Annotated in this window: 22 protein-coding genes; 6 read left to right on the top strand and 16 right to left on the bottom strand. The window is 25.8% G+C overall.

What is annotated here, in order from left to right; all coding sequences use genetic code 11:
* Positions 1 to 49: 49 nt before the first annotated feature.
* Entirely contained in the window at positions 50 to 919 is an 870-nt protein-coding gene (locus ACBT_RS05765) for a LysR family transcriptional regulator (RefSeq protein ID WP_024776037.1), read from the top strand.
* Position 920: 1 nt separating this feature from the next.
* Here the strand turns inward: ACBT_RS05765 and ACBT_RS05760 are convergent, their stop codons facing one another.
* The 15 genes from ACBT_RS05760 to ACBT_RS05690 form a co-directional block, all read right to left on the bottom strand.
* Positions 921 to 1,445, bottom strand: coding sequence for a YbhB/YbcL family Raf kinase inhibitor-like protein (locus ACBT_RS05760; protein ID WP_024776038.1), 525 nt, complete (start codon positions 1,443 to 1,445; stop codon positions 921 to 923).
* A gap of 25 nt (positions 1,446 to 1,470) precedes the next feature.
* Positions 1,471 to 1,998, bottom strand: a complete 528-nt coding sequence (locus ACBT_RS05755) for an NAD(P)H-dependent oxidoreductase (RefSeq protein ID WP_024776039.1) — start codon at positions 1,996 to 1,998, stop codon at positions 1,471 to 1,473.
* Positions 1,999 to 2,075: 77 nt separating this feature from the next.
* Complete coding sequence (locus tag ACBT_RS05750; protein WP_024776040.1) at positions 2,076 to 2,957, bottom strand: DMT family transporter; 882 nt, start codon at positions 2,955 to 2,957, stop codon at positions 2,076 to 2,078.
* Positions 2,958 to 3,005: 48 nt separating this feature from the next.
* The gene (locus tag ACBT_RS05745) at positions 3,006 to 3,506 is read right to left on the bottom strand and encodes a ribonuclease HI (protein ID WP_024776041.1); all 501 of its coding nucleotides are present in this window, start codon (positions 3,504 to 3,506) and stop codon (positions 3,006 to 3,008) included.
* Positions 3,503 to 5,056: a type II and III secretion system protein family protein gene (locus tag ACBT_RS05740; protein WP_024776042.1), complete on the bottom strand. Its 1,554-nt coding sequence runs from the start codon at positions 5,054 to 5,056 to the stop codon at positions 3,503 to 3,505. The genes ACBT_RS05745 and ACBT_RS05740 overlap by 4 nt, the downstream gene beginning before the upstream one ends.
* A 9-nt stretch (positions 5,057 to 5,065) precedes the next feature.
* Positions 5,066 to 5,488, bottom strand: a complete 423-nt coding sequence (locus tag ACBT_RS05735; RefSeq protein WP_024776043.1) for a hypothetical protein — start codon at positions 5,486 to 5,488, stop codon at positions 5,066 to 5,068.
* Positions 5,481 to 6,680, bottom strand: coding sequence for a CpaB family protein (locus tag ACBT_RS05730; protein WP_024776044.1), 1,200 nt, complete (start codon positions 6,678 to 6,680; stop codon positions 5,481 to 5,483). The genes ACBT_RS05735 and ACBT_RS05730 overlap by 8 nt, the downstream gene beginning before the upstream one ends.
* An 18-nt stretch (positions 6,681 to 6,698) precedes the next feature.
* On the bottom strand, positions 6,699 to 7,430 hold the full coding sequence (locus ACBT_RS05725) for a type II secretion system F family protein (protein ID WP_024776045.1): 732 nt from the start codon (positions 7,428 to 7,430) through the stop codon (positions 6,699 to 6,701).
* A 77-nt stretch (positions 7,431 to 7,507) separates the two neighbouring features.
* Complete coding sequence (locus tag ACBT_RS05720) at positions 7,508 to 8,890, bottom strand: IS5 family transposase (protein WP_034218578.1); 1,383 nt, start codon at positions 8,888 to 8,890, stop codon at positions 7,508 to 7,510.
* A gap of 194 nt (positions 8,891 to 9,084) precedes the next feature.
* A complete protein-coding gene (locus ACBT_RS05715) occupies positions 9,085 to 10,014 on the bottom strand; it encodes a type II secretion system F family protein (protein ID WP_024776046.1) in 930 nt (309 codons plus the stop codon).
* A complete protein-coding gene (locus ACBT_RS05710; RefSeq protein ID WP_024776047.1) occupies positions 10,007 to 11,608 on the bottom strand; it encodes a CpaF family protein in 1,602 nt (533 codons plus the stop codon). Before ACBT_RS05710 ends, ACBT_RS05715 begins: the two co-directional genes overlap by 8 nt.
* The gene (locus ACBT_RS05705) at positions 11,605 to 13,194 is read right to left on the bottom strand and encodes an AAA family ATPase (protein ID WP_024776048.1); all 1,590 of its coding nucleotides are present in this window, start codon (positions 13,192 to 13,194) and stop codon (positions 11,605 to 11,607) included. The genes ACBT_RS05710 and ACBT_RS05705 overlap by 4 nt, the downstream gene beginning before the upstream one ends.
* A 9-nt stretch (positions 13,195 to 13,203) precedes the next feature.
* Positions 13,204 to 14,247 (bottom strand): hypothetical protein, encoded by a 1,044-nt coding sequence (locus ACBT_RS05700; RefSeq protein ID WP_024776049.1) that lies wholly within the window; start codon positions 14,245 to 14,247, stop codon positions 13,204 to 13,206.
* Positions 14,248 to 14,254: 7 nt separating this feature from the next.
* Positions 14,255 to 14,671, bottom strand: a complete 417-nt coding sequence (locus tag ACBT_RS05695) for a prepilin peptidase (protein ID WP_228280440.1) — start codon at positions 14,669 to 14,671, stop codon at positions 14,255 to 14,257.
* Between the two features lie 63 nt (positions 14,672 to 14,734).
* Positions 14,735 to 14,923, bottom strand: a complete 189-nt coding sequence (locus ACBT_RS05690; protein WP_024776051.1) for a hypothetical protein — start codon at positions 14,921 to 14,923, stop codon at positions 14,735 to 14,737.
* A gap of 129 nt (positions 14,924 to 15,052) precedes the next feature.
* Here ACBT_RS05690 and ACBT_RS05685 point away from each other — a divergent pair, with 129 nt between their 5' ends.
* The 5 genes from ACBT_RS05685 to ACBT_RS05665 all read left to right on the top strand — a co-directional run bounded on the left by ACBT_RS05685 (position 15,053) and on the right by ACBT_RS05665 (position 19,787).
* Positions 15,053 to 16,345, top strand: a complete 1,293-nt coding sequence (locus ACBT_RS05685) for an IS1380 family transposase (protein WP_176325388.1) — start codon at positions 15,053 to 15,055, stop codon at positions 16,343 to 16,345.
* Between the two features lie 387 nt (positions 16,346 to 16,732).
* Positions 16,733 to 17,050, top strand: coding sequence for a quaternary ammonium compound efflux SMR transporter SugE (gene sugE, locus ACBT_RS05680; RefSeq protein WP_024775345.1), 318 nt, complete (start codon positions 16,733 to 16,735; stop codon positions 17,048 to 17,050).
* Between the two features lie 12 nt (positions 17,051 to 17,062).
* On the top strand, positions 17,063 to 17,896 hold the full coding sequence (locus ACBT_RS05675) for an ABC transporter ATP-binding protein (protein ID WP_024775344.1): 834 nt from the start codon (positions 17,063 to 17,065) through the stop codon (positions 17,894 to 17,896).
* A gap of 41 nt (positions 17,897 to 17,937) precedes the next feature.
* Entirely contained in the window at positions 17,938 to 18,606 is a 669-nt protein-coding gene (locus ACBT_RS05670) for a UPF0323 family lipoprotein (protein ID WP_024775343.1), read from the top strand.
* A gap of 2 nt (positions 18,607 to 18,608) precedes the next feature.
* Positions 18,609 to 19,787 (top strand): glutathionylspermidine synthase family protein, encoded by a 1,179-nt coding sequence (locus ACBT_RS05665; RefSeq protein WP_034218612.1) that lies wholly within the window; start codon positions 18,609 to 18,611, stop codon positions 19,785 to 19,787.
* Positions 19,788 to 19,813: 26 nt separating this feature from the next.
* Here the strand turns inward: ACBT_RS05665 and ACBT_RS05660 are convergent, their stop codons facing one another.
* Positions 19,814 to 21,772 carry a methyl-accepting chemotaxis protein gene (locus ACBT_RS05660; protein ID WP_024775341.1) on the bottom strand — a complete coding sequence of 653 codons (1,959 nt, stop codon included), beginning with the start codon at positions 21,770 to 21,772 and terminating at the stop codon, positions 19,814 to 19,816.
* Positions 21,773 to 21,842: the final 70 nt, after the last annotated feature.

Below are 21,842 nucleotides of genomic sequence, written 5' to 3'. Positions count from 1 at the left end.
AAATATATTATTTTTAATATAATAATAAATATTTTTAATAAGGAAATTTATGACTTTAAAAGAATTAAACTTTTTCTATAAACTAAGTGAAAATCCTCAAGTTACTCAAGTTGCAAATGAGTTAAATATCAGTCAATCAGCTATTTCACTAGCTATTAAATCTTTAGAAAATAGTTTAAATGAACAACTTTTTGACAGAATTGGTAAAAAATTAATACTAAATGAAAAAGGTAAATACTTTAAAGAAAAAACTTTTCCACATTATTTAAAACTTATTGATACTCAAAATATTTTTTTGGAAAATAGACTTGTTGGAAATATAAAAGTAGCATCAAGTAAAACTATTTCTAACTACATAATGCCAAATATTTATTTTGATTTTTTAACAAAATATAAAGATGTAAAACTAGATATTTTAACTATAAATTCAAGTAAAATATTAGATTTGATTTTAAAATCAAAGCTTGATATTGGACTTATTGAAGTTAATTTTGAGAATAGTAATATAATAAAAGAAAAATTATGTGATGATGAGCTTATTGTTGTAACAAGCGATAAAAAACAAGAGAAAACTGCTTTTATAGATAGTATAAAAAAGAAATGGATTTTAAGAGAGATTGGAAGCGGTACTAGAGAAATTTTTATAAATAAAATAGGTGCAATATCAGAAGATTTAGATATTTTTATGCAACTTCAAGATTTTGAAGAGATAAAAACAATAATTCTAAATAATTCAAACACTGTAACTGCTATTTCAAAAGTAGCTGTAAAAAAAGAATTAGAAGAAGAAAAACTTTTTCAAATAAAACTAAAAAATTTAGACTTTAAAAGAGAATTTTATGTAATTTATCACAAAAAAAAGTCTAAAAACCTACTTTTTGAAACTTTTATAGAATTTCTAAAAAATAGGTTTCATTAGTTTATCTTTTATAATAAGAAATTATTGAAGCTTTAGAAATTGTATGTGAATTTAAATAATATCCAACTGTTGCTGGATTTGCATTTTTATCCAAACCTAAAGTTTCAACATCAAGTGCATGAACTGTAAAAATATATCTATGAGCTTTGTCTCCTAATGGAGGACAAGCACCACCAAAACCACTTTTTCCATAATCAGTTATACTTTGAATAGCATCTTTTGACTCATTATTTCCAAAACCTGAAGGTAGAGTTGTTTTATCTTTGGAAATATCAAAAACAACCCAATGCCACCATCCTGAACCTGTTGGTGCATCTGGATCATATACAGTAATTGCGAATGATTTAGTCTCTTTTGGAGCATTTTGCCAAGATAATTGTGGTGAAATATTTTCTCCACTACATCCAAAACCACTAAACTCTTGCTTTTTTGTAAGCTGTCCTTTTAAATCTGAACTACTTAATGTAAAATTATCTGCAAATAAAAAACTTGCACAACATGCAAAACTAAATAATACTTTTTTCATATTTTCTCCTATGCCCAATTTTTAATTATTTTATTAAATCATTTATATAACTAAGATAATTTTTAGCCTCTTTATCTAAATTATCGTCATTAATTGCAAAAGTTTCATAAACAATAAATGGTTTTTTATAATTCATTTTTGTATAACTAGCAGTTCCTTCAAATGGTTTTAAAAAATCTTCAACACTATATTTATTTCCACCATGTTCACTATATTCTTTTAAGCTTCCTCCAGCTGTTGTACAAATAGAAAAAATTTTATTCTCTAATTTATAATTCTCGCCATATGCAAAATTATACTCTAAAACTACATCAAACCACTCTTTTAAAAGAGCTGGTGAACTTAACCAGTACATTGGAAATTGAAAAATTATTACATCATGATTTAATAATAATTCTTGCTCTTTTTTTACATCTATTTTAAAATCTGGATACTTTTCATAAAGATTATTTATAGTTATACTTGGCTGATTTTTTATTATATTTAATAAACTTTTATTTACCCTTGAGCTACTTTCTAAATTTGGATGTACTACATTAATTAAAACTTTCATTTTATAATCCTTTATAATTTTGAATAATAATAAAATATTTTTATATAAAAATTATTTAAATATACTTTTTTTATAAACTATTTTTCTTTTAATATTATAACTGTTGCAAAAACTGACAGTAATATTCCTATTAAAACTCCATAAGATATAGTTTGTCCTTCAAATAAAAACATAAGAATTGCAACGATTGCTGGATTTAAATAAATATATGCCATGATTTTCTTTGCACCTAATACTAAAGTTGCTTTTTGATACAAAAAAAGAGTAATAATAGTAGCACCAATAACCAAATAAAGTAATGCATACAGATGATTTACCTCTATTTTATTCCATTCATAAGAAATACCTAAAATCTCCATTGTAAGAATCATCCATATAATTCCACCAAAAATTGTTGTAAATGCTAAAACTAAAGGATCATCCTTTTGTGTATACAAAATTTTTATAAATATTGGATACAAAGCCATACAAAAAGAGGCAATTACAAAAATAATATCACCTTTATTTATTTGCAGTGATAAAAATAAATTTATATCTGCATCAAAGACAACTATACAAGTAGAAACTATTCCTAAAATATATACAAACAGTTGCTTTAAAGGTATTTTCTCTTTAAAAAAGAATATACATAAAATCGCTGTCATTAAAGGAACCAAAGTATAAATACTTCCTGTATTTAAAACAGTTGTGTATTCTAGAGCTTTTAATATTCCTATAAAATAAAGTGTATAAACAAGACTTACTATCATAGCCTTTGGAAATACTCTAAAAACTTCTAAAATTTTTTTCTTATTGAAAATAATTAAAGGTGAAAGAATTAAGAATGCTAGTAAAAATCTAAATAGAGTTAGTGAAATTGGATCAATCACTCCTGATATTTTTAAAGAAGCTAAAAAAGAACCCGCTACAAGTACTATTGCTATAATTGCTAAAATATGTGCTTTTATAATTTCATTCAAAATAAATCCTTTAAAATAATATATTGAATCTATTTTGATTCTATCAAATTATTTATAAACTCTTAGTGCGTTTCTTGAAGCTTTATCTACAAGATTAAAAATATTATCAATTTCGTCTTTAAGAATTGTTTTCTTGTGTCCTTTTACTTTTACAAAACTTATATCTAATTTATCAATTTCCTCATAAAATTTAATATATAAATCATAATTACTTATTAGTTTTCCAGTTGAAGAGTGATAGTTATTTTTTTCTAATCTTTCTTTTCTAGTTTTTAAGGAAATTATATTTTGACAGTCTGTATATACTACTATCTCATAGTCTAAAATATCTTTTTTTTGTTCTTTTATTTCATCTAATGCCCATAAAAAAGATTGTAATTCTAATTTCGTAGAACTACTATTCTCAAATTTTTTAATTTTTATAATATTTCTTAAAGCTTCTAAAGAGATAGATTTATCATCTCTTTGTAAATAAGCTGCAAACCCTATTTTTGTTTGAGGGTTTACACTAGAATCAGTAAATAATTCAATTCTTTTATTTACTATCAATTACCTAACTCTTTTATTTTATCCTCTAAAGTTTTTGTCTGTATATCATTTTTCTTTTTTTCTGAAACTTCAACACTTTTTTCATCTAAAACTGGTTTATTTTCTAGAGTTCTATTAAACTCAGTTACTCTTTGTAACTCTTCTAATTGATTATTATTTCTTGAATCAACTATTTCTGGAGTAATAAAAAATACTAATTCACTTTGCCCTTGTCTGAATGCTTTACTTGTAAAAAGCATACCAATAATTGGAATATCTCCTAAAAGTGGTATTTTCTCTATATCTTTTGAATTATTACTTGTAATTAAACCACCAAGAACGATTGTAGAAGAGTCACTAACTACAACATTAGTTTTTATAGATTTTTCTGTAAAACTAGGTATTCCATCTACTGTATTAACCCAATCAATTTGTGTTGATTTTGTATTGATACTTAAATTAACAAAGTTATCATTTATAATATTTTCAGCTTTTATATCTAGCTGTAATCCATAGTTAATGTTTCTAACTTCTGTTGTTGGAACTCCTTGATTTGTAGTTGTAGCTATTTTTAAATAAATTGTACCACCAGCAAGAAAAGTTGCATCTTGTTTTTCTAAAGTCAATAAGGTAGTTTCATCTAAAATAGAAGCAACACCTTCACTAGCTAAATAATTTAATGTTAATCCTGCATTAAAATGTTTACCTAAGTAATTTGCTGCACCTGTTAATCCACCAGTTAGAGAAACAGCATTTGACATAATTTGATCTATTGCACCATTTACTAAAGTATTTCTTTGATTATTAACTAAGCTCATTTTATCACTATTTACATTATTCCAAGTATTTGGAACCATACTTGTTTTTCCATCTTTATCTGTAATTTGTTTATAATCTTTCACTTGGTAATCTGCAGGATATGAATTTAATGGTTTATTGGAATAAGTGCCATCTGGATTTTTTACTTCCATATAATTTTTACTAGAAACATACCAATTATTTTTTAGTGTTAAACCTTTATTATTATTTATTTCAGCAGCATAAAGTTTAATTCTTATCATTTTTTCTGGATTTTCTACACTTATTAAATCAATTAAATCTTTTTCTACTTCAACATTTGCTTTTTTAAATAGATCAATAATAACATTTTTAGTTTTTTGATCTTCAATTTTTCCTTTTAAAATTACTTTTCCATTACTTTGAATAGTTTCTAAATCAGGGGCTACTTGTTTAGCAACTTTGATTATATCAATAAGATTTTCAACTATATTTATATTTACATGCATTGTTGATGAGTCTACAAAAGTAACTAAAATATTACCCGTTCCTATCTCTTTTGCAAATATTTTAATTGCTCTTAAAGGCTTAGCATTGTCATCAACAAAATCTATTTCTATATTTTCTTCATTACTAACTTTTATGTTTTTAACCATTTTCTCAAACTCTAAAACTTCAAAAGAACCTTTGCTCAAAGAAAAACTTTTATCATTTAAATCTTTTTGAATTAATTCCATAGAAAAAGAAAAACTGAACATTAAGAAAAAAGCAAACAATATTTTAATTGAACCCATATAAATCTCCTAGTTAAATGAGAGTGTTAAAAAACACTCTTTTTCAAATTCATTATTTTCATTAAAAACTACAGTTTTTGAATGAATATTATTTTCTACAATTGGTAAAAAGCTATTTGCTAATGTAGTCTTTACATTTACTATAACTTGGTAATTTGAAATTGAATTATTTACATTACATAATAAATTTGTTGCATCTACTGGTGCAAAATAATCATCTTTTACCTTATTTATACCCTCTATGATATCAGCTTCATTTTTATTAAGTGCCACCATTCTACCTATATAATCAGCAATAGCATCTGTATTATCTTTTACTTTCATAACATTTGAATAATCTATTATAAAAAATAAAAAACCTACAAATATTGTAAATAATACAATCCACAACATTATTTGGTCAATTACAGCTTTTTTCATATTTTTATTCATACTTACCTAATTTTTCACTTATAAATGGTGCATCAACTTCTCTTACAACTGTTTCATGAACATATTTACCATCACACGTTTTATACCACTCATTTTGTTTCTCTACATATGGAATAATTATATTTTTATATAAAATTGTTTTATTTTCAGAATCTTTTGATGGAGATGTTCTAATAAAAAAGCTGTTAACATTTCCAACTATAAACTTATCTTTGATTGAAGAACAAGTTTCATTTGAATTGACAAAAATTTCAACATTTTTCATTTTTGATTTCTCTTTATTTTTATCATTTGAGTAATCTATTGTTGCACTTTGAGTTAAAACTGAAGTGTTTGATGTATACATTCTATATTTATGTTTTATCTCATTGATTTGTGATTTTGTATCTAAATTTCTAGTTTGAACAGGTGTTGATTCTTTTTCTTTTTCATCATTTTTTATATTATCATCTTCATCATTACTTTTATCTCTATAAGCTGTTTTAACCATCCAAAGTTGATTTCCCTTGTTGTAGTTTTCAGTTAATCTTAATAATACATCCAAATCTATATCAAGAATTATTTCATCAGATTTAACTTCTTCAACTACTTCAACAACTTTCTTTTCAACTGTTTTCTTAACTGTTTGCTGAGTAATGCTTTGTGATTCATGATGCCCATTTCTAATAAATCCCAGAACTTTTAAATTTTCTGCAATAAATTCAACAGCAAATTCAGGATATCTTCCTTTTGAATCTGGTTCCCCTTCAGGATAAACTGAAATAATATTTATATATTCACCTTGAACTAGAGCATAATTTGGATTTTTGAAAAGTTCAAATTTCATATTGTATGAACTTTTTTCAAAATCTATAATCTTCTTCTCCTCTTTTACAAGTTGAGTATCTAGTTTTTGTTTTAAGAAAATTTCATTTTTATATATTTTCTCATTTGTAAATTTACCTATTATCTCTTCTTTTAATAAAGGTGGATTTAAAATAAACTCTTTTGATATTTTTGTTTGAGCTAAATGTTCAATAGTCAAAAGAGTATCTCTTGGAATATCATCTTTAGCTATATAAACTGTAACTAACTCACTTTTTGCTTTTTGGGTTTGTTGATTTTTTTTGAAAAAAAACAAAGCTGCCCCAATTGCAGAAAATAATAAAGAAGCTAAAACGATGATAGCAATCAACTGCTTATTTATTTGCATAATTTATCCTTTTTAAATTTATATTCCCATAGTTATTTTTCCAGCCATAATTGGAAAAACTATAAAAGCTCCTAAAGCTGGTAAAACGAAAAGAAAAATAATTAACATTAAATACATATTTAAAGTATTTACTTTCCCTTTTATTTGATAAAATCTCTCTTTTCTCATCTCTTCTGATTGCATTGTAAAAATATTTTTAACTCCTATTCCTGTCTCTTCACTAAGAATCAAAAAATCTACAATTTTATCAATGTCTCTACTATCAACTCTTGTTTTCAAATTTTCATAAGCTACTTTTGTTGAATAGTTTGTCATTTCGTACTCTAAAATAGAAATCTCTTTTATAAGTTCTGGATCAATAATTCCTGCACTTCTTTTTGAAACTTCAAAAAATGCATTTTTTAAGCTTCCTCCTGATTCTAAAATAACATTAACTAAATCAAGAAAAACTCCCAAATCTCTATTTATCTTATCAACTCTTTCTGATTTTGCAATATATAAATAGATCTCTCCTCCAAAAATTATTGCTAAAACACCAACAATAACTGAAATAACTCCTACAATTAAAGAGAAGAAAAATGGTAATACAGACATAATTATTATTCCAATAAGAGCAAAAAGTAATCTAGCTTCTGTATACTCCTTATAAGTAATTCCTGCTTGAATTAGTTTCATTGTAAAGTTATTATCATGACTTTTTTTATTTTTTTGCTGTTCAATTATATTTTTATTATCAAGTTGAGATAGCAAAATAATATTTTTTTGTTGTTCTCTTCTTTGTATAAATAGTCAGTCCTGAAAAACACACTTTTGGAGTTTAATTTTTTTTAATAATCCAAATTTGAAAATTTCATGGTGATTTTTAGTTGCAATAAGAACATAATCAGTTCTTTTTGGTGTTGCAATTGTTGATAAGCTTCTTTTAATAAAGATAAATTTCCTGTAAAAAATGCATAAAAGTAGATATTCATCCACTTTTTTAGATTAAATGCTGTTGCTGCTAGTAAAAGATTAATCTGGTCGCCAAGAAATCCTTTAAGATAATTTCTTTGCATTCTATGATCAGATTTTAAGTGTCCAATAATAGGTTCTATTGCTGCTCTTCTTCTAAATTTCTCTTTTTTGATATTAATTTGTTTAGTTGTATCTTTCTTTTGTAAATTACTTGGTATTGAGATATCAATAACAGTTTCATTATTGATTATTATTTGTTTACTTCCTCTATATCCTCTATCACAAATAACTTCATTTATAGTTTTAGATCCTAAATTTGAAATTGTATTTTCTAATGCTAACTTTAGAGTTTTACTATCATGTTCATTTTCTCTATGTGCAGAAACTCCAACAATAATTCCTGAATTTTTAGTTGTTACAACAGAAGCTTTTGTACCATATTCATAACCTTTATGGTCTTTACCTTTATTTACTGCATATGCATCTATTTCATGTAAAGAGTAAATTTTATTCTTTGTATTTTTCTCTTGTAAAAGTACTCTTATGTACAAGTAAAATTTAGTAGCATATTTATTATGAAGTTCAAGATTATCACCAAATTTTCTATCAATATCTCTAAGAATTGTTTTTGCAATTGTTCTGAGTCTTTTCATAGAAGCTTTTGCTTTTATAATCTTTTTTGGATGTCTAAAGAATCTTAAATTTATTCTATGTTGTTTTATCTCTTTGATATAGCTTCTTCTTAGTTTAATATTTTCAACTTTTACTATTTTATGCAAATGGTTAATTATTTTAATTGCTAGTTTACCATCTGTTGGGTAGGTTAAATTACTCTCTTGAATAGTTGTATCAGCTATTACTTGTGATTCATTTAGATTTTCATTACTATGAATTTCAATACTATGTTTAAAAATAAATTCAAATCCTTTTTTACCTATTCTATTTCTAAAATAAACTAAATCAGTACTATGACATGGTAATGCTGTTTGGAAATCACTAAATCCACAGAAATATTGAAAGTATGGATTTCTTTTCCAAGCAATAACTACATTTTCATCACTAAGATTTTCTAACTGTTTTAGTAATAGTAATCCAACCATTAAACGAATTGGTTTAGCTGGTCTTCCCTCTTTAGAGTAATATTGTGCAAATTCATCTTCAAATTTCGACCACTTAATTGTATCTGCTAAAACAACTAAAGGATCTTTTGAATCTAACATATCCATTAATGAACCATAAAAGAGATTTTTCTGCACTTATTTCTCCAAATTTCGACCAATAATTTAGTCATATTTCATATATAATTGGTCGAAATTATAGCAAAAAAGTAGTGACAAATGCCTTAATTAAGGTATTTGTAGTGTTCTTCAGGAGTGACTAAATAATAAAATAGCCAAAATTAAAATAGCTACTAAGATTGGTGTGAAAATATAAACCATTAATTCATTCATCATTTTATCTTTGTCAATAAATTATTTATAAATATTCCAAAAGCAACCCAAAGACATATAAAAAACATTTGAACTTTTCCAATATCACTACCAAAAAAATGAGCATTTAAAGAGTTTCCTAAAGCATTATTCATCATCATATATGTGAAAACTATTAAACCTATTATCATATAAGTACCTACTCTTATCTCTTTTGTAGAAGATGTAATCTCTTGTTTTATTTCACCTTGATCTTGCAAAGTTTTTCTTAATGTCTCAAGAGTATTAGAAAATTTTCCTCCAGATTTTCTTCCAATTGAAATTGTTAGATAAAAAATTCTCAACTCTTTTGATTCAATAATTTCAAACATTTTTTCAAAACATTTATCTTCACCAATAATTGCTTTTTCATTTATATAAATATTAAAAACATCTTGAGTTAATTTTGATTTACAAGTAAGAATAGATTTTTTTAAAGCCTGTTCAAAACCAACTCCACTTTTCATCATACTTGTAACTTTATCTATCATTCCTTTTAAATTTGTATTAAACTCTTCTTCTCTAGCCTTAATTAATTTAACTAAGAATAGATAAGGGAAAAAAGAAAATATTAAAAATGTAAAAACAAAAATAACCTTAGAGTTAGAAATAAAAAATATAAAAAAGCTAAATAAAAATCCAAAAACAATACTTATTAAAATAAACATAAATTCTGCACCTTTAGCATTAAAACCTGCATATTTAAGCTTTTTACCTAACCAGCTACTATTTTTTAAAGAGACATTTTCAGTTTTATTTTTATCAATAATTTTACTATGCGTACTTGAAAGTGTATTTATTATTACTCTTTTTAACTTCATTTTTGAATAATAAGCATAAAGAGTTACTAAAAAAATCACAAGTAACAATGGAATAGTAATTATAAAAAATAAAAATAAATTATCATCCATTTTCAATCTTCTTTATTTTTTGGAAATGTGGCCATTTATGAAATAATTGAGGATCTTTTTTCACAAAATAATCCATAAAAGAGTCTTTCCATCCACACATAACAGAGGGTAAATCATCTTCTAAAGCTTCAATTAACATAGATTTAGGCATTTCAAATTTTGGGTCAAAAACTCTTTTATCAATATCTACTCCAAACATATTCATTTGGTCAATAGTTCTTGATGGAGTTGATAAAACTTGGAATTCTCCTTTTGTTCTTTTCAAATCTGTAGTATCTCTTTTAAATTGAAAAATATTATTTAAAGAAACAACTCCATTATCTTCTATTCTTTTTTCTATTTCAGAAACTGTAATAACTTTTCTCGTTCCATCAGGAAATCTTACAAGTTGAATAATTAAATCAACTGCTGACACAATTTGTGTTCTAATAAAATTGATATTTGCAGTTGGTCTAGCTTCTAGATACATGTTTTCAATTCTAACAAGAGCTTCCTTTGTATTATCAGCATGAACTGTTGTCATAGAACCTGGATGACCAGTATTCATAGCATTTAACATAACAACAATTTCAGGTCCCCTACACTCACCAACAATAATTCTTCTTGGACTTGATCTTAAAGCTGAACGTAGTAAGAAATCAAGAGTAATAGCTCCCTTACCCTCTTCATTTGCCATTCTTGCTTCATATTGACGAATTGAGTGACAAGGCATTTGAGGTTGCATCTCTCTTGTATCTTCAATAACCATCAACTGTTCATTCTCATCGATAAATCTAGTAACTGCATTTAAAAAAGTAGTCTTTCCACTAGATGTTCCACCTGAAACAATAATATTACACTTTCCTTTAGCAGCTTTTACCAAAAAATACGCCATTTTATAATCCATTTGCCCAGAATCAATAAGCATTTCAAGAAGCAAAGGCATTTCATTAAACTTTCTAATAGTTACACAACTTCCATCATTTGCGGCAATTGGAGGAATTTGAACTTCTACTCTTGAACCATCATTTAACTTACTTGAAATTATTGGATGTGCCTCATCGATTTTTCTATTATTTTCAGCAAGCATTTTATCTATTATTTTTCTTAACTCTTCTTCACTTCTAAAAGTAAATGGAGTTTGTACAGTTTTACCTTTATAAATAATATCTATATAATCTTTTGTGTTTATAATTACGTCATTTAATCCATCTTTAGTTATATTAAAAATAGTAGAGATATGACCAAAACCTATAATATTATTTACAATCATATTTTTTATATCATCTAAAATTTCTCTTTTTAAAAGTCTAGCTTCTTTAAAAGATAATATATATTCAGGAAGAACTTCTTCTAAGCTCTCTTTTGTTATTTTTTGGTCAGATTTTAATTTCAATAAAAAACTATCATTTATTTTAAGTGCTAAATCATATAACTCTTTATTTAAATAAAGTTCTGGAAAAACCAACTCAGAATGAGATATATACTGTTTATATTTCTCTATTTTTTCCTTAGAAATATCAACATCTTGAATCAATTCTTCTTTTTCATCAACCTTTTTATGAACAACCTCTTTTTGTTCTTGATCTTCGATTAATGTTCTCAAACTTCTCAATTTTTATCCTTTGAAAAAAAAGATGAAAATAAACTTTTTTTACTCTCTTTTTTTTGTTCTTTTTTATAAAAATTTTTTTCTTGCAAAATAGAGTCAAGTTTTCTTATAAATAATGAATCTGGATAATTTTTTGAAGCAAGTTCACAGTAATTCCAACATTTTCCTAAAACATTATAATCATTAGGAATTTTAAAACTTTCAAATTGGATTTTATCTTCACTGTTAATATTTAAAATAGAAGTAACATCTGTAACTGATATTGCATTTTTTGAATCATATCTATTTACAATAAATGAAATCTTATCTTTTAACCCTGCTCTTTTCATCAAAGAATAGAAAGTTTTTAACTTCGAAATATGTGGTAATGTCATCTCAGTAATTAACCAAAATTCATTTACAATATCATAAATAGTCGATTTTAAATTAGAAGCATTTGCCGCTCCTGTATCAATAATAATAAAATTGAAATAATTGCTAGAAGAAGATATATAATCCAATAATTTTTCTATAAAAACATCTTTTTCCAAAAACTCTTTATCTATATGCTTTTGGATACCTGTAATACAATAGAAATTTTCTCTTTTTTTAATAAGCCCATTTTCAAGATTATTTTCAATGTTAAACTCATTTGAATTTATTAAATCAATTATTGATTTTTGAGGAAGAGGATTATTCTCTAAAAAAAGATTACTAACAGCTTTTGTAGTGGATAAATCTATATATAAAACATTTTTATCAGGAAGATTATTACTGATTAAATCTGCTATATTCATAGAAATTGTTGTAGAACCAATCCCTCCTGAAATTCCACCTACTGCAATGATTTTATTACCAGATTTATTTTTATTAAACAAAGTATTTTTCTTATTTAAAATAATACTTTTTAAATTTTCAGCTCTAAATTCATTTATTGAAATATAATCTTCTATTCCAATTTTTCCACAATACATTGAAGTATGATGGCTATTTGGTCCAATTACAATGATTAACTCATTCAATACTTTTATTTTTTCTTCAATTTTTGAAATCATTTTTTCATCATTGACTAAAAAAATAATTATATGTTTTGTATCTTTTACTCTTAAAATGTCAAAATATTTTTCAATTGAAATATCTCTTGTAACATCAACATTAAATAAACCTTCTAGTCCAGATTTTAAATTTTGTGCTAATAACTCTAAATCTTCATCATGAAATAAATAAATATTAAAAGGAATTTCATTTCCGAAAAGTTTTTTTTGTACATCTTTCTCTTTTTTTAAATATTTTTTTATTTTATTTAATAATTTTTTTAAAACTGGATTTGATTTAATTCTTTGATTTATTAACAAATAACCATAAATTGTCTTTTTATCTTTTAGAATAATTTTAAAATTTCTCTTGCTATTAGTAGCATTATTTGAAGAATTAGAAGATATGTCAAATTTATGAAAATAGTCATTGTATTCATATTCATATTTATAATATGAAATAGTATTTAGATTTGTTAAATCATAAAATAACTCTACTAACTCATATATACTTTCATTTATAAAGTTGTTTTCGTAAGATAACTTTAGCTTTTCTTGATATTCACTTAATTGCATTATTATCTCCTAATATACTAATTCTATCTGTTTTGTTTTCGCAGGAACAATTACTGTATTTAAAGTAATATATCTATTATCAGGATTACTTACTGTTACAAAATCATATCCTGTAACTTTTACTCTTACAATACCATTCGCTTTTGCATTTGAATCAAGTGTGATAATATCCATTTCTATTGGAAGTTTTTCTCCCGTTGTTCCTATTAATTCATAAAGCCCACTTGATAAATGATTTATTTGTGTTCCCCATGTTGAAGTTGTATTTCCTAAATATGTACCCAATAAGCAAATTGGAGTATCAGATGTACCATTTTCGAAATTTATACTATGATTTGAATAATATACGTCATCTATAAGTTTTGAATAATTACCAAATTCACTCTCTCCATGTGTTGTACAACCTGCAGATGTACTATTACAACTTTTAGTATCGTAGCCTAAAGTTGAAAAATCAAATTTACTACTTAAAATAAACGAACAATCACAATCACAATTTGTAACAACAGGATAAAAACTATTTTTATCACTATACTTTAAATTTGCACTTAAATTGTAAGTTATATCAAAAGTATTACCTATCTTAAAAGCTTGGTCATTTACAGCAAAAGGAGCAATTCCTCCTGAATAAGTTGAAGTTGGTTTATTTGTATCAACTGAAGTTATAGTAGCTTTTGATTCTGCATTTAAATCAAATGAAGCTAATCCAAAAAATTTAAACCAAAAAGTCTCTTGCTTATAATTTGAAATAGTTGCAGTAACACTATTTGGCTTACTTGTAAAATCCCATTTATAAACTATTTTACCTTTAACTTCATTTCCTAAAGGTGTTTCACTTAACATATCTTGATGAACATTCTCAGCAGCTAAACTATTTTCTTCCACATTTACATAGTATTTTGCTAAAGTTAAAACAGCATTATCCGTAATTTTTTTTAAATTATAATACTTATCTCTAGCTTCCATATTATCACTAATAGTTGCGCCAATTCCCATAAGAGTAACAAATAAAAAAAGTCCTAAAAATACCTGATCAATAAAGGCTTTCTTCATATTTTTCCTAAAATTTAACTGTATAAATATCAAATTTAACTAATAACTCTACAATAAAAACTGATATAAACATCAATGGAACCATTGGTGCAACTTTTCTTTTTTCAATCTTTTGCATATAAAGTAAAGCAAAAGTTTGTAAAATTCCTGTAATTATTAAAAAAAGAGCAAAAGAACTAACCCCTAGATAAAGCCCAACTAACATCATATATTTTATGTCACCACCACCAATTATAAGTTGTCTATTCAACAACATAACAATGATAAAAAAAAGTAGGATGACAAACGCCAATATAATAGAGCTTATATATATTTTCGACTCAAAAAATCCAAAAACCAAAAGCATCAAACTCATAGTCATTATCAAATTATTTGGAACAAGAAATTTTTTAAAATCTGTATAAGACAAGAAAAGAGAAAATATATAAAAGACTATTGTAAATATTACAAATCCTTTGAATAAGAAGCAGCTAACGCTACTTCTTACTTATTGTGCAGGTTTTGCATTATCAATTTGTGTTTGAGCATCAGTTTTGATATCTGTAACATTATCAGTCATCCACTTACCTAAACCAACAACTGCACCTACTCCAATAATAACAAGTAATAAAGTTACTAGAATTTTATCCATAGCACCCTTTTCATTTTTTAATCTTCTTTTTAAAAAATCTAACATTTTATACTCCTCAAAGATAAGTTTATAAGTCTTCCAACATATAAACCCAAATTTTTCAATAGAGAAATGATAATCTAAAACAAACTGGCATATAATAGTCTCTACAACTTCATTTATAAGGATCACCAAATGGGTGAGTTAAAAATTGCTTATTCAGATAAAAAAGTAACTCCTTTGGGAGGTATGAAATTATTAAAAGATTTTATAGATCACTTACAAATATTACCTTATTTAAATGAACTAAATATTCCTCAACCAAATTCAAATAGAGGATATGATCCAACTATTTTAATATTAGGTTTTTGGCTTAGTATTATTACAGGTGGTAATAGATTTTCTCACACAGATTGGCTTCGTTATGATACAACACTGCAATCAATATTTGAACTAGATAAACTTCCTTCAAGTAGTACATACAATAGATTTTTCTATAAATTTGATATTGAGAAAAACTCACAAATATTTCCACAATTACAACAATGGTTTATGGATCAGTTTAAAGTTGGAAAGCTAACAATAGATTTAGATTCAACAGTTATTACAAGATATGGAAATCAAGAAGGAAGTGCTATTGGATATAATCCAAAGAAAAAAGGAAGAAAATCTCATCATCCTTTAATGGCATTTGTAGATCAAACAAAGATGGTTGCAAATGCATGGCTAAGAGCAGGTAATACTTCAGATACAAATAATTATAAAGCATTTTTGGAAGAGACATTTGATGTAGTATTAAAAAATAAATCTGTTGGACTAGTAAGAGCTGATAGTGGATTTTATAGTGATAAATTTTTATCTTGGTTTGAAAAAAGAGATCTAAATTATGTAATAGCAGTAAAGTTCTATGAAAATTTTAAATATGAAATAGGCTCAATTGAAGATTGGTCATCTATTACTAAAGGTTTAGATGTAGCAGAACTATATTTCAAACCAAATAATACTAATAATACAAGAAGATATATTTTAGTTAGAAAAAAAGTTGAAAACTATCCAAATAGTGGAGGTAAATTACTATTTGATGAACCTACATATAGATATAGTGCTTATGTTACTAATCTTACTCTTCCTCTTGATCAAGTATATAATATTTATAATACAAGAGCAGATGCAGAAAATAGAATCAAAGAATTAAAATATGATTTTGGATTAGATAATTTTGCACTTGATAAATTCTATGCAACTGAAGCTGCTCATAGATTTATGCTGGTGGCATACAATATTATGGCACTTTTTAAACATCAAATTTTACAAACAAATATGCAACTTTCAACATTAAGATCCTATTGCTTTGCATTAGGATCTTGGATGACAAATCATGCGAATGAAAAAGTACTAAATATATCACTTCCAAGGAAAAGAAGATCTTGGATGGATGGATTATTTGAAAATATAAAACAAGTCACCAAGCCATATAAATATAAATAAGATATTTTAGATTATTTGTGCCAGAAATTTAGTAATTATTATAAGATTAATTTATACCAAGAATATCCTATTGCAAAATCCGGGATAAAGAATAATTATTACTCTTTCAGGATTATTACACTTTAAAACTTATGTTATTATAAAATTTATACACCATAAATAGGCTTTTTATAAAAAATTATTTAGGAAATATTTTATTAAAAACAATGAAAATTATTTTAATAATTAATTAACTAAAAATTATATTTGAAATTAAATAATATCTATGTACTTTAATTTTATTTATAGTTTAATCTAGTTATGATAAATTATAAAAGCTGGGACGACCCAGCCTCTTTACTCACCGAGGACGGCCTCAATATCAAAATCAAAAAAAAGGATTTTTTTATGAGTTGGGGAATACTATTTCTAGCTGGAATTTTTGAAATATTTTGGGCAATTGGTTTAAAATATAGTGATGGATTTACAAAACTAATCCCAAGCATTTTCACTCTTATTACTATGATTATAAGTTTTTATCTTCTAAGTTTAGCTTTAAAAACTTTACCTATTGGTACAGCTTATGCTGTTTGGGTTGGAATTGGAACAATTGGAACAGTTATTGCAGGAATAATACTCTTTGGAGAATCTACTAGCTTGATTAGAGTTGTAAGTATTTTATTTATATTAATAGGAATCATTGGACTTAAATTTACTACAAATTAGGAAAGAAAAAATATGTACATAATAGACTTTGAAAATATTGATGTTGCTTATGACAATATAGATAGTTATAAAGATAGAGATATTGACAGTAATTATAAAGAAAATATTGTTTTAAAAGATATTAATCTAAAAATTGAAGAAGGCTCTCATTGGGCAATTTTAGGCGCAAATGGAAGTGGAAAATCAACACTTTTAAAGTTAATACTTTCTGAAATTCATCCAAGAGCGACAAAAGAGTTTAAAAAAGAGATTATGGGATTAAAAAGATACTCTATTTTTGAACTTAAAAAATATTTAGGTGTAATCACAAATGATTTACACAACTATTTTTTACAAAATGCCTCATATATGAGTGGATTTGAAGTTGTCTTAAGTGGATATTATAGTTCTATTGGTATTTTCACACACCAAGATTTTACATCTTCTCAAATATCAAAAGTTTTTGAAGTTATGAATTTTCTAGATATTATTAACTTAAAAGATAAAAAAGTATCTGCTATGAGTACAGGAGAATTAAGAAAATGCTTAATTGCAAGAGCTTTAATTCATACACCAAAAGCTTTTATTTTAGATGAACCAACAGTTGGGCTTGATATAAAATCGCAAATAAATTTTATTAAAATGTTAAAAAAATTATCAAAAACTACTTCCATAATCCTAGTAACTCATCATCTTGAAGAAATTTTTGAAGAAATTGACAATGTTGCTTTAATTTACAACAAAACAATTTATAAAAGTGGTAAAAAGGATGAAATCCTAACAAGTGAAAACTTGAGTGAAATTTTTGACACAAAAATCTCAATTAAAAAAAAGAATGAAAGATATTTCATAGAAGAAATTTTGTAGAATATATGAGTTTTTATAAAATATATAAAAAGGATTAAGTTTTGAAAAAAAATATTCATATTAAAAAAATAAGTGATTTTGCCAAAATTGGTGGTCTTACTTCATTTTTAATTTTGGGTTTAACAGCTTGTAATGATAGTTCAAGTCAAAACCAAACTCAAGCTAAAAACACAACAATAACAGAAGCAACAAAACAAGAAGGTGCATTTGTTGTGATTGAACAAGCAGCTGATGGTAGTTATAAAATTGCAGATGAATTTCCTGCTTCTAAAACTACTATTGTTTTAAGAAGTCCTGATGGAACTGAAAAGATTTTATCTCAAGAGGAAATTGATAAACTAGTAAAAGAAGAAGAAGCAAAAATTGATGCAGGAACTTCTCCTCTTACAAATCCTCAATTAAGTGATGGAGCTATGGGACTTGGTGGAGTTTTATTATCTTCGATTGCTGGAGCTATGATAGGTTCATGGCTTGGAAATAAACTATTTAATAATCAAAATTTCCAAAACCAAAAAGCAGCTCAGTATAAATCCCCACAAACATTTAGTAAATCTCAAAGCTCTTTTGGAAATCAAGCAGGAACTGCTTCAAATACATCAACTCAAAAGAAAAGTGGATTCTTTGGAGGTAACAATACGAGCTCATCTACTACAAGCTCTACTTCAAAATCTTCATCTTTCTCTTCACCAACAACTAGCACAGGAGGTTGATTATGAGATTAGAAAAAGTAGCTCCACTTGCAGATGAATATTTAGAATCAATAGGATTTGTTTGGCACACAGATAGCGATAATAGCTCTTATATTAGTAATGAATTAGTAGTTATAAATGAAGATGAAGCAAATGCTTACTATGAGGCTGTTAATGAACTTTACGATATGTTTGCTGAGGCTGGGCAATATGTAATTGATAATGATTTATTTCATGAGCTAAATATTCCTTTTAATCTTATTGAAGTAATCAAAGAATCTTGGGAAAATGATGTTCATTGGCACTTATATTCAAGATTTGATTTAGCAGGTGGAATAGATGGAAAACCTATAAAATTAATTGAATTTAATGCTGATACGCCAACTTCACTTTTTGAAACGGCAATAATACAATGGGCTATGTTGAAAAAAAATAACCTAGATGAAATGAGTCAATTCAATAATCTTTATGATGCACTAAAAGATAATTTCAAAAGAATTATAACTTTAGATAGTGATATTGAAAAATTTGAAGAGTACTATTCTAATTTAGGTTGGAAAATTTTATTTTCATCAATCTCTAGTTCTAGTGAAGATATTAATACTACAAAACTTTTACAGCATATCGCTAGTGAAGCAGGTTTTAATACAGATTTTGAATTTATTGAAAATGTACAATTCAGTGATGAAGGAATCTTTAAAGATGATGAACTATTTGAATTTTGGTTCAAACTTATTCCTTGGGAAAATATTGGAATTGAAGAGAGTGAATTAGCTCTTATTCTAACTGAAATTATAAGAAATAAAAAAGCAATTATTTTTAATCCTGCTTACACTTTAATTTTTCAATCAAAAGCATTCATGAAAATTTTATGGGATTTATATCCAAATCATCCCCTACTTCTTGAAACTTCATTTGAGCCTTTAGTTGGTAAAAAATATGTTGAAAAAAGAGCTTTTGGTAGAGAAGGTGCTAATACAAAAATTGTAAATGCTGATGGTTCGATTGATACTCAAACTTCTGGTGAGTATGAAGGTCACAAGGCTATTTATCAAGAGTATGTAGAGTTTCCAAAAGATGAAAATGGAAATTTCTATCAAGCTGGAGTTTTCTATGCTTATGAAGCTTGTGCTTTAGGATTTAGAAGAGGCGGAAAAATTTTAAACAACATGTCAAAATTTGTAGGACATATTATTAAATAATAAGAAACGGATTTTCCGTTTTCTTATTAAAAGCTCTCCCATTCATCATCTTTTGAACTATCTTTTATCTGTGTAGTTTTTTTATTTTGAGAAACTGGTTGTTGACTTATTTCATTTCTTAAGTGAGTCTTTTCTTTTTGATTTGATTCAATTTTTGGTTTAACATCATTCTTACCATTAAACTCTTTTTTATTCGCATCTTCAACGATTAATTTTGCAATATTATCTGTACTTAACGCAATATCGTGTGATTGTGTAGCAACCATTGCATTTTGTTGTGTTTGTTGATCTAACTGATTTACTGCATCATTAATTTGCTCTATTCCTAAAAGTTGTTCTTTTGAAGCATTTTGAATATCTGATATTAGATTGATTGTTTGAGAAATATTTTGATTTAATTCTTTATAGCCATCTATCATTGTTGAAGCAATATTTTTACCTTCATTTGCTTTGATTGTAGCTTGTTCAACTATATTTTTAATCTCTTTTGCAGCTTCTGCACTTCTACTTGCAAGATTTCTTACCTCTTGTGCAACAACTGCAAATCCTTTTCCAGCTTCTCCAGCAGTTGCAGCTTCAACAGCGGCATTTAAAGATAAAATATTTGTTTGGAAAGCAATTTGGTCAATCACTGAAATAGCTTCATTTACTAAATTAACTTGAATATTTATCTCATCCATTGCAACTGTTGTTTGATTTGCTAACTCTTCACCATGATTTACTGATTTTGTAACACCTTCAGATAATCTAGACATTTGTGAAATACTCTCAGTATTATTTCTAATATTGCTTGTTATCTCTTCAAGTGCTGCTGCTGTCTCTTCTAAAGAAGCTGCTGCTTCATTTGAACTTAAATTTAATTTATCAACATTTGCTAAAAGTATTTTAGAACTATTATCAAGAGTCATACCATTTGATTTATTCTCTATTAACATATTAGTTACAGACTCTCCTAATTGATTCACTCCATTAGCAAGTCTTAAAAGATGTTCTCTTAACCCATTAGCATTTACACTATTTCTATAATCATAATTTGCATATTCTTCAAGAACTTTTAAAATATTATTTATGTTTGATTCTAGAATATCACCCATATTATTTAAAACAGATTTTAATTGCATTAAAGAAGGATTTGAAACATTTAAAGTTATTCTTTTTTGCATTGCACCTTGTTCGAACTCTCCTAAAACAGTAATTGTTTCATCAATAATTGCTCTATCTTCTTCTATTCCTTTTTGAGTTCTTAGAATATTTTCATTTACTATTTTTGACATTTGTCCAAATTCATCTTTTGCACTCTCATCAAGAGTTTTTACACTATTTTGTTCTCTATTTAAATATGCAAAAAATGATAAAAATCCTTCTTTAAATCTCTCAAGAGAATTTGTAATATTATTTGAAATTAAATATGAAACTATTACAAATATAAGTATAGAAACTACTACTAAAATTATTAAATTTCTACTCAAAGAGTCATTTGCTTCATCTCTTAAAGTAATTGCACTTTGATTTATTTCTAAAATTTTATCTTCAAGTTTTAATCCTATTTTAGACATATCTGAAACTTTTTGTTTTGTAAGTTCTAACTCAGTTTCACCATTTTTTGTTTCATCAATTTTTGCCTTAGAAACATCATGAAAATTGTCAAGATACTCTTTTGAAATTTTTAAAATTTCATCTGTAAGTTGTATGTTTTTCTCACTAATTAATGTAGGTTTTAAATTTCTCACCTCTGTTTCTAAGTCTTGAAATTTAGAAATAACATTTTGTTTTGTTTCTTCATTTGCATTTCTAAAAAATTGATAAACAGCTATTCTTCCTTCCAAAAGATGTTCAACAAAATCTCTTGTATGAGAAACTATTTTTTGTCTATCATTTGCATATCCTGTAAAATAGTTATAAATTGAACCTGAAATTACTATTATTATTATAAATAACATTGGAAAAAGAAATAATTTTGTTCTTGTGTTAAAATTATTTAACATTTATTTGTATCCTTTTTTATTAAAATGTCGGATTCTAGCAGTTACTAAAATAAAATTAGATTAAAATTTC

Origin of the sequence: Aliarcobacter cibarius (assembly GCF_013372265.1) — a bacterium.
Classification (GTDB): Bacteria; Campylobacterota; Campylobacteria; order Campylobacterales; family Arcobacteraceae; genus Aliarcobacter; species Aliarcobacter cibarius.
Note: the sequence above shows the minus strand (reverse complement) of the source record. Positions and strands in the feature narration are given on the sequence as shown.

Excerpts from the sequence above, each read along its gene's own strand:
- ACBT_RS05765 (WP_024776037.1), top strand. The coding sequence starts at position 50 with ATGACTTTAAAAGAATTAAACTTTTTCTATAAACTAAGTGAAAATCCT.
- ACBT_RS05760 (WP_024776038.1), bottom strand. The coding sequence starts at position 1,445 with ATGAAAAAAGTATTATTTAGTTTTGCATGTTGTGCAAGTTTTTTATTT.
- ACBT_RS05755 (WP_024776039.1), bottom strand. The coding sequence starts at position 1,998 with ATGAAAGTTTTAATTAATGTAGTACATCCAAATTTAGAAAGTAGCTCA.
- ACBT_RS05740 (WP_024776042.1), bottom strand. The coding sequence starts at position 5,056 with ATGGGTTCAATTAAAATATTGTTTGCTTTTTTCTTAATGTTCAGTTTT.
- ACBT_RS05735 (WP_024776043.1), bottom strand. The coding sequence starts at position 5,488 with ATGAATAAAAATATGAAAAAAGCTGTAATTGACCAAATAATGTTGTGG.
- ACBT_RS05730 (WP_024776044.1), bottom strand. The coding sequence starts at position 6,680 with ATGCAAATAAATAAGCAGTTGATTGCTATCATCGTTTTAGCTTCTTTA.
- ACBT_RS05715 (WP_024776046.1), bottom strand. The coding sequence starts at position 10,014 with ATGGATGATAATTTATTTTTATTTTTTATAATTACTATTCCATTGTTA.
- ACBT_RS05705 (WP_024776048.1), bottom strand. The coding sequence starts at position 13,194 with ATGCAATTAAGTGAATATCAAGAAAAGCTAAAGTTATCTTACGAAAAC.
- ACBT_RS05700 (WP_024776049.1), bottom strand. The coding sequence starts at position 14,247 with ATGAAGAAAGCCTTTATTGATCAGGTATTTTTAGGACTTTTTTTATTT.
- ACBT_RS05690 (WP_024776051.1), bottom strand. The coding sequence starts at position 14,923 with ATGTTAGATTTTTTAAAAAGAAGATTAAAAAATGAAAAGGGTGCTATG.
- ACBT_RS05685 (WP_176325388.1), top strand. The coding sequence starts at position 15,053 with ATGGGTGAGTTAAAAATTGCTTATTCAGATAAAAAAGTAACTCCTTTG.
- sugE (WP_024775345.1), top strand. The coding sequence starts at position 16,733 with ATGAGTTGGGGAATACTATTTCTAGCTGGAATTTTTGAAATATTTTGG.
- ACBT_RS05675 (WP_024775344.1), top strand. The coding sequence starts at position 17,063 with ATGTACATAATAGACTTTGAAAATATTGATGTTGCTTATGACAATATA.
- ACBT_RS05665 (WP_034218612.1), top strand. The coding sequence starts at position 18,609 with ATGAGATTAGAAAAAGTAGCTCCACTTGCAGATGAATATTTAGAATCA.
- ACBT_RS05660 (WP_024775341.1), bottom strand. The coding sequence starts at position 21,772 with ATGTTAAATAATTTTAACACAAGAACAAAATTATTTCTTTTTCCAATG.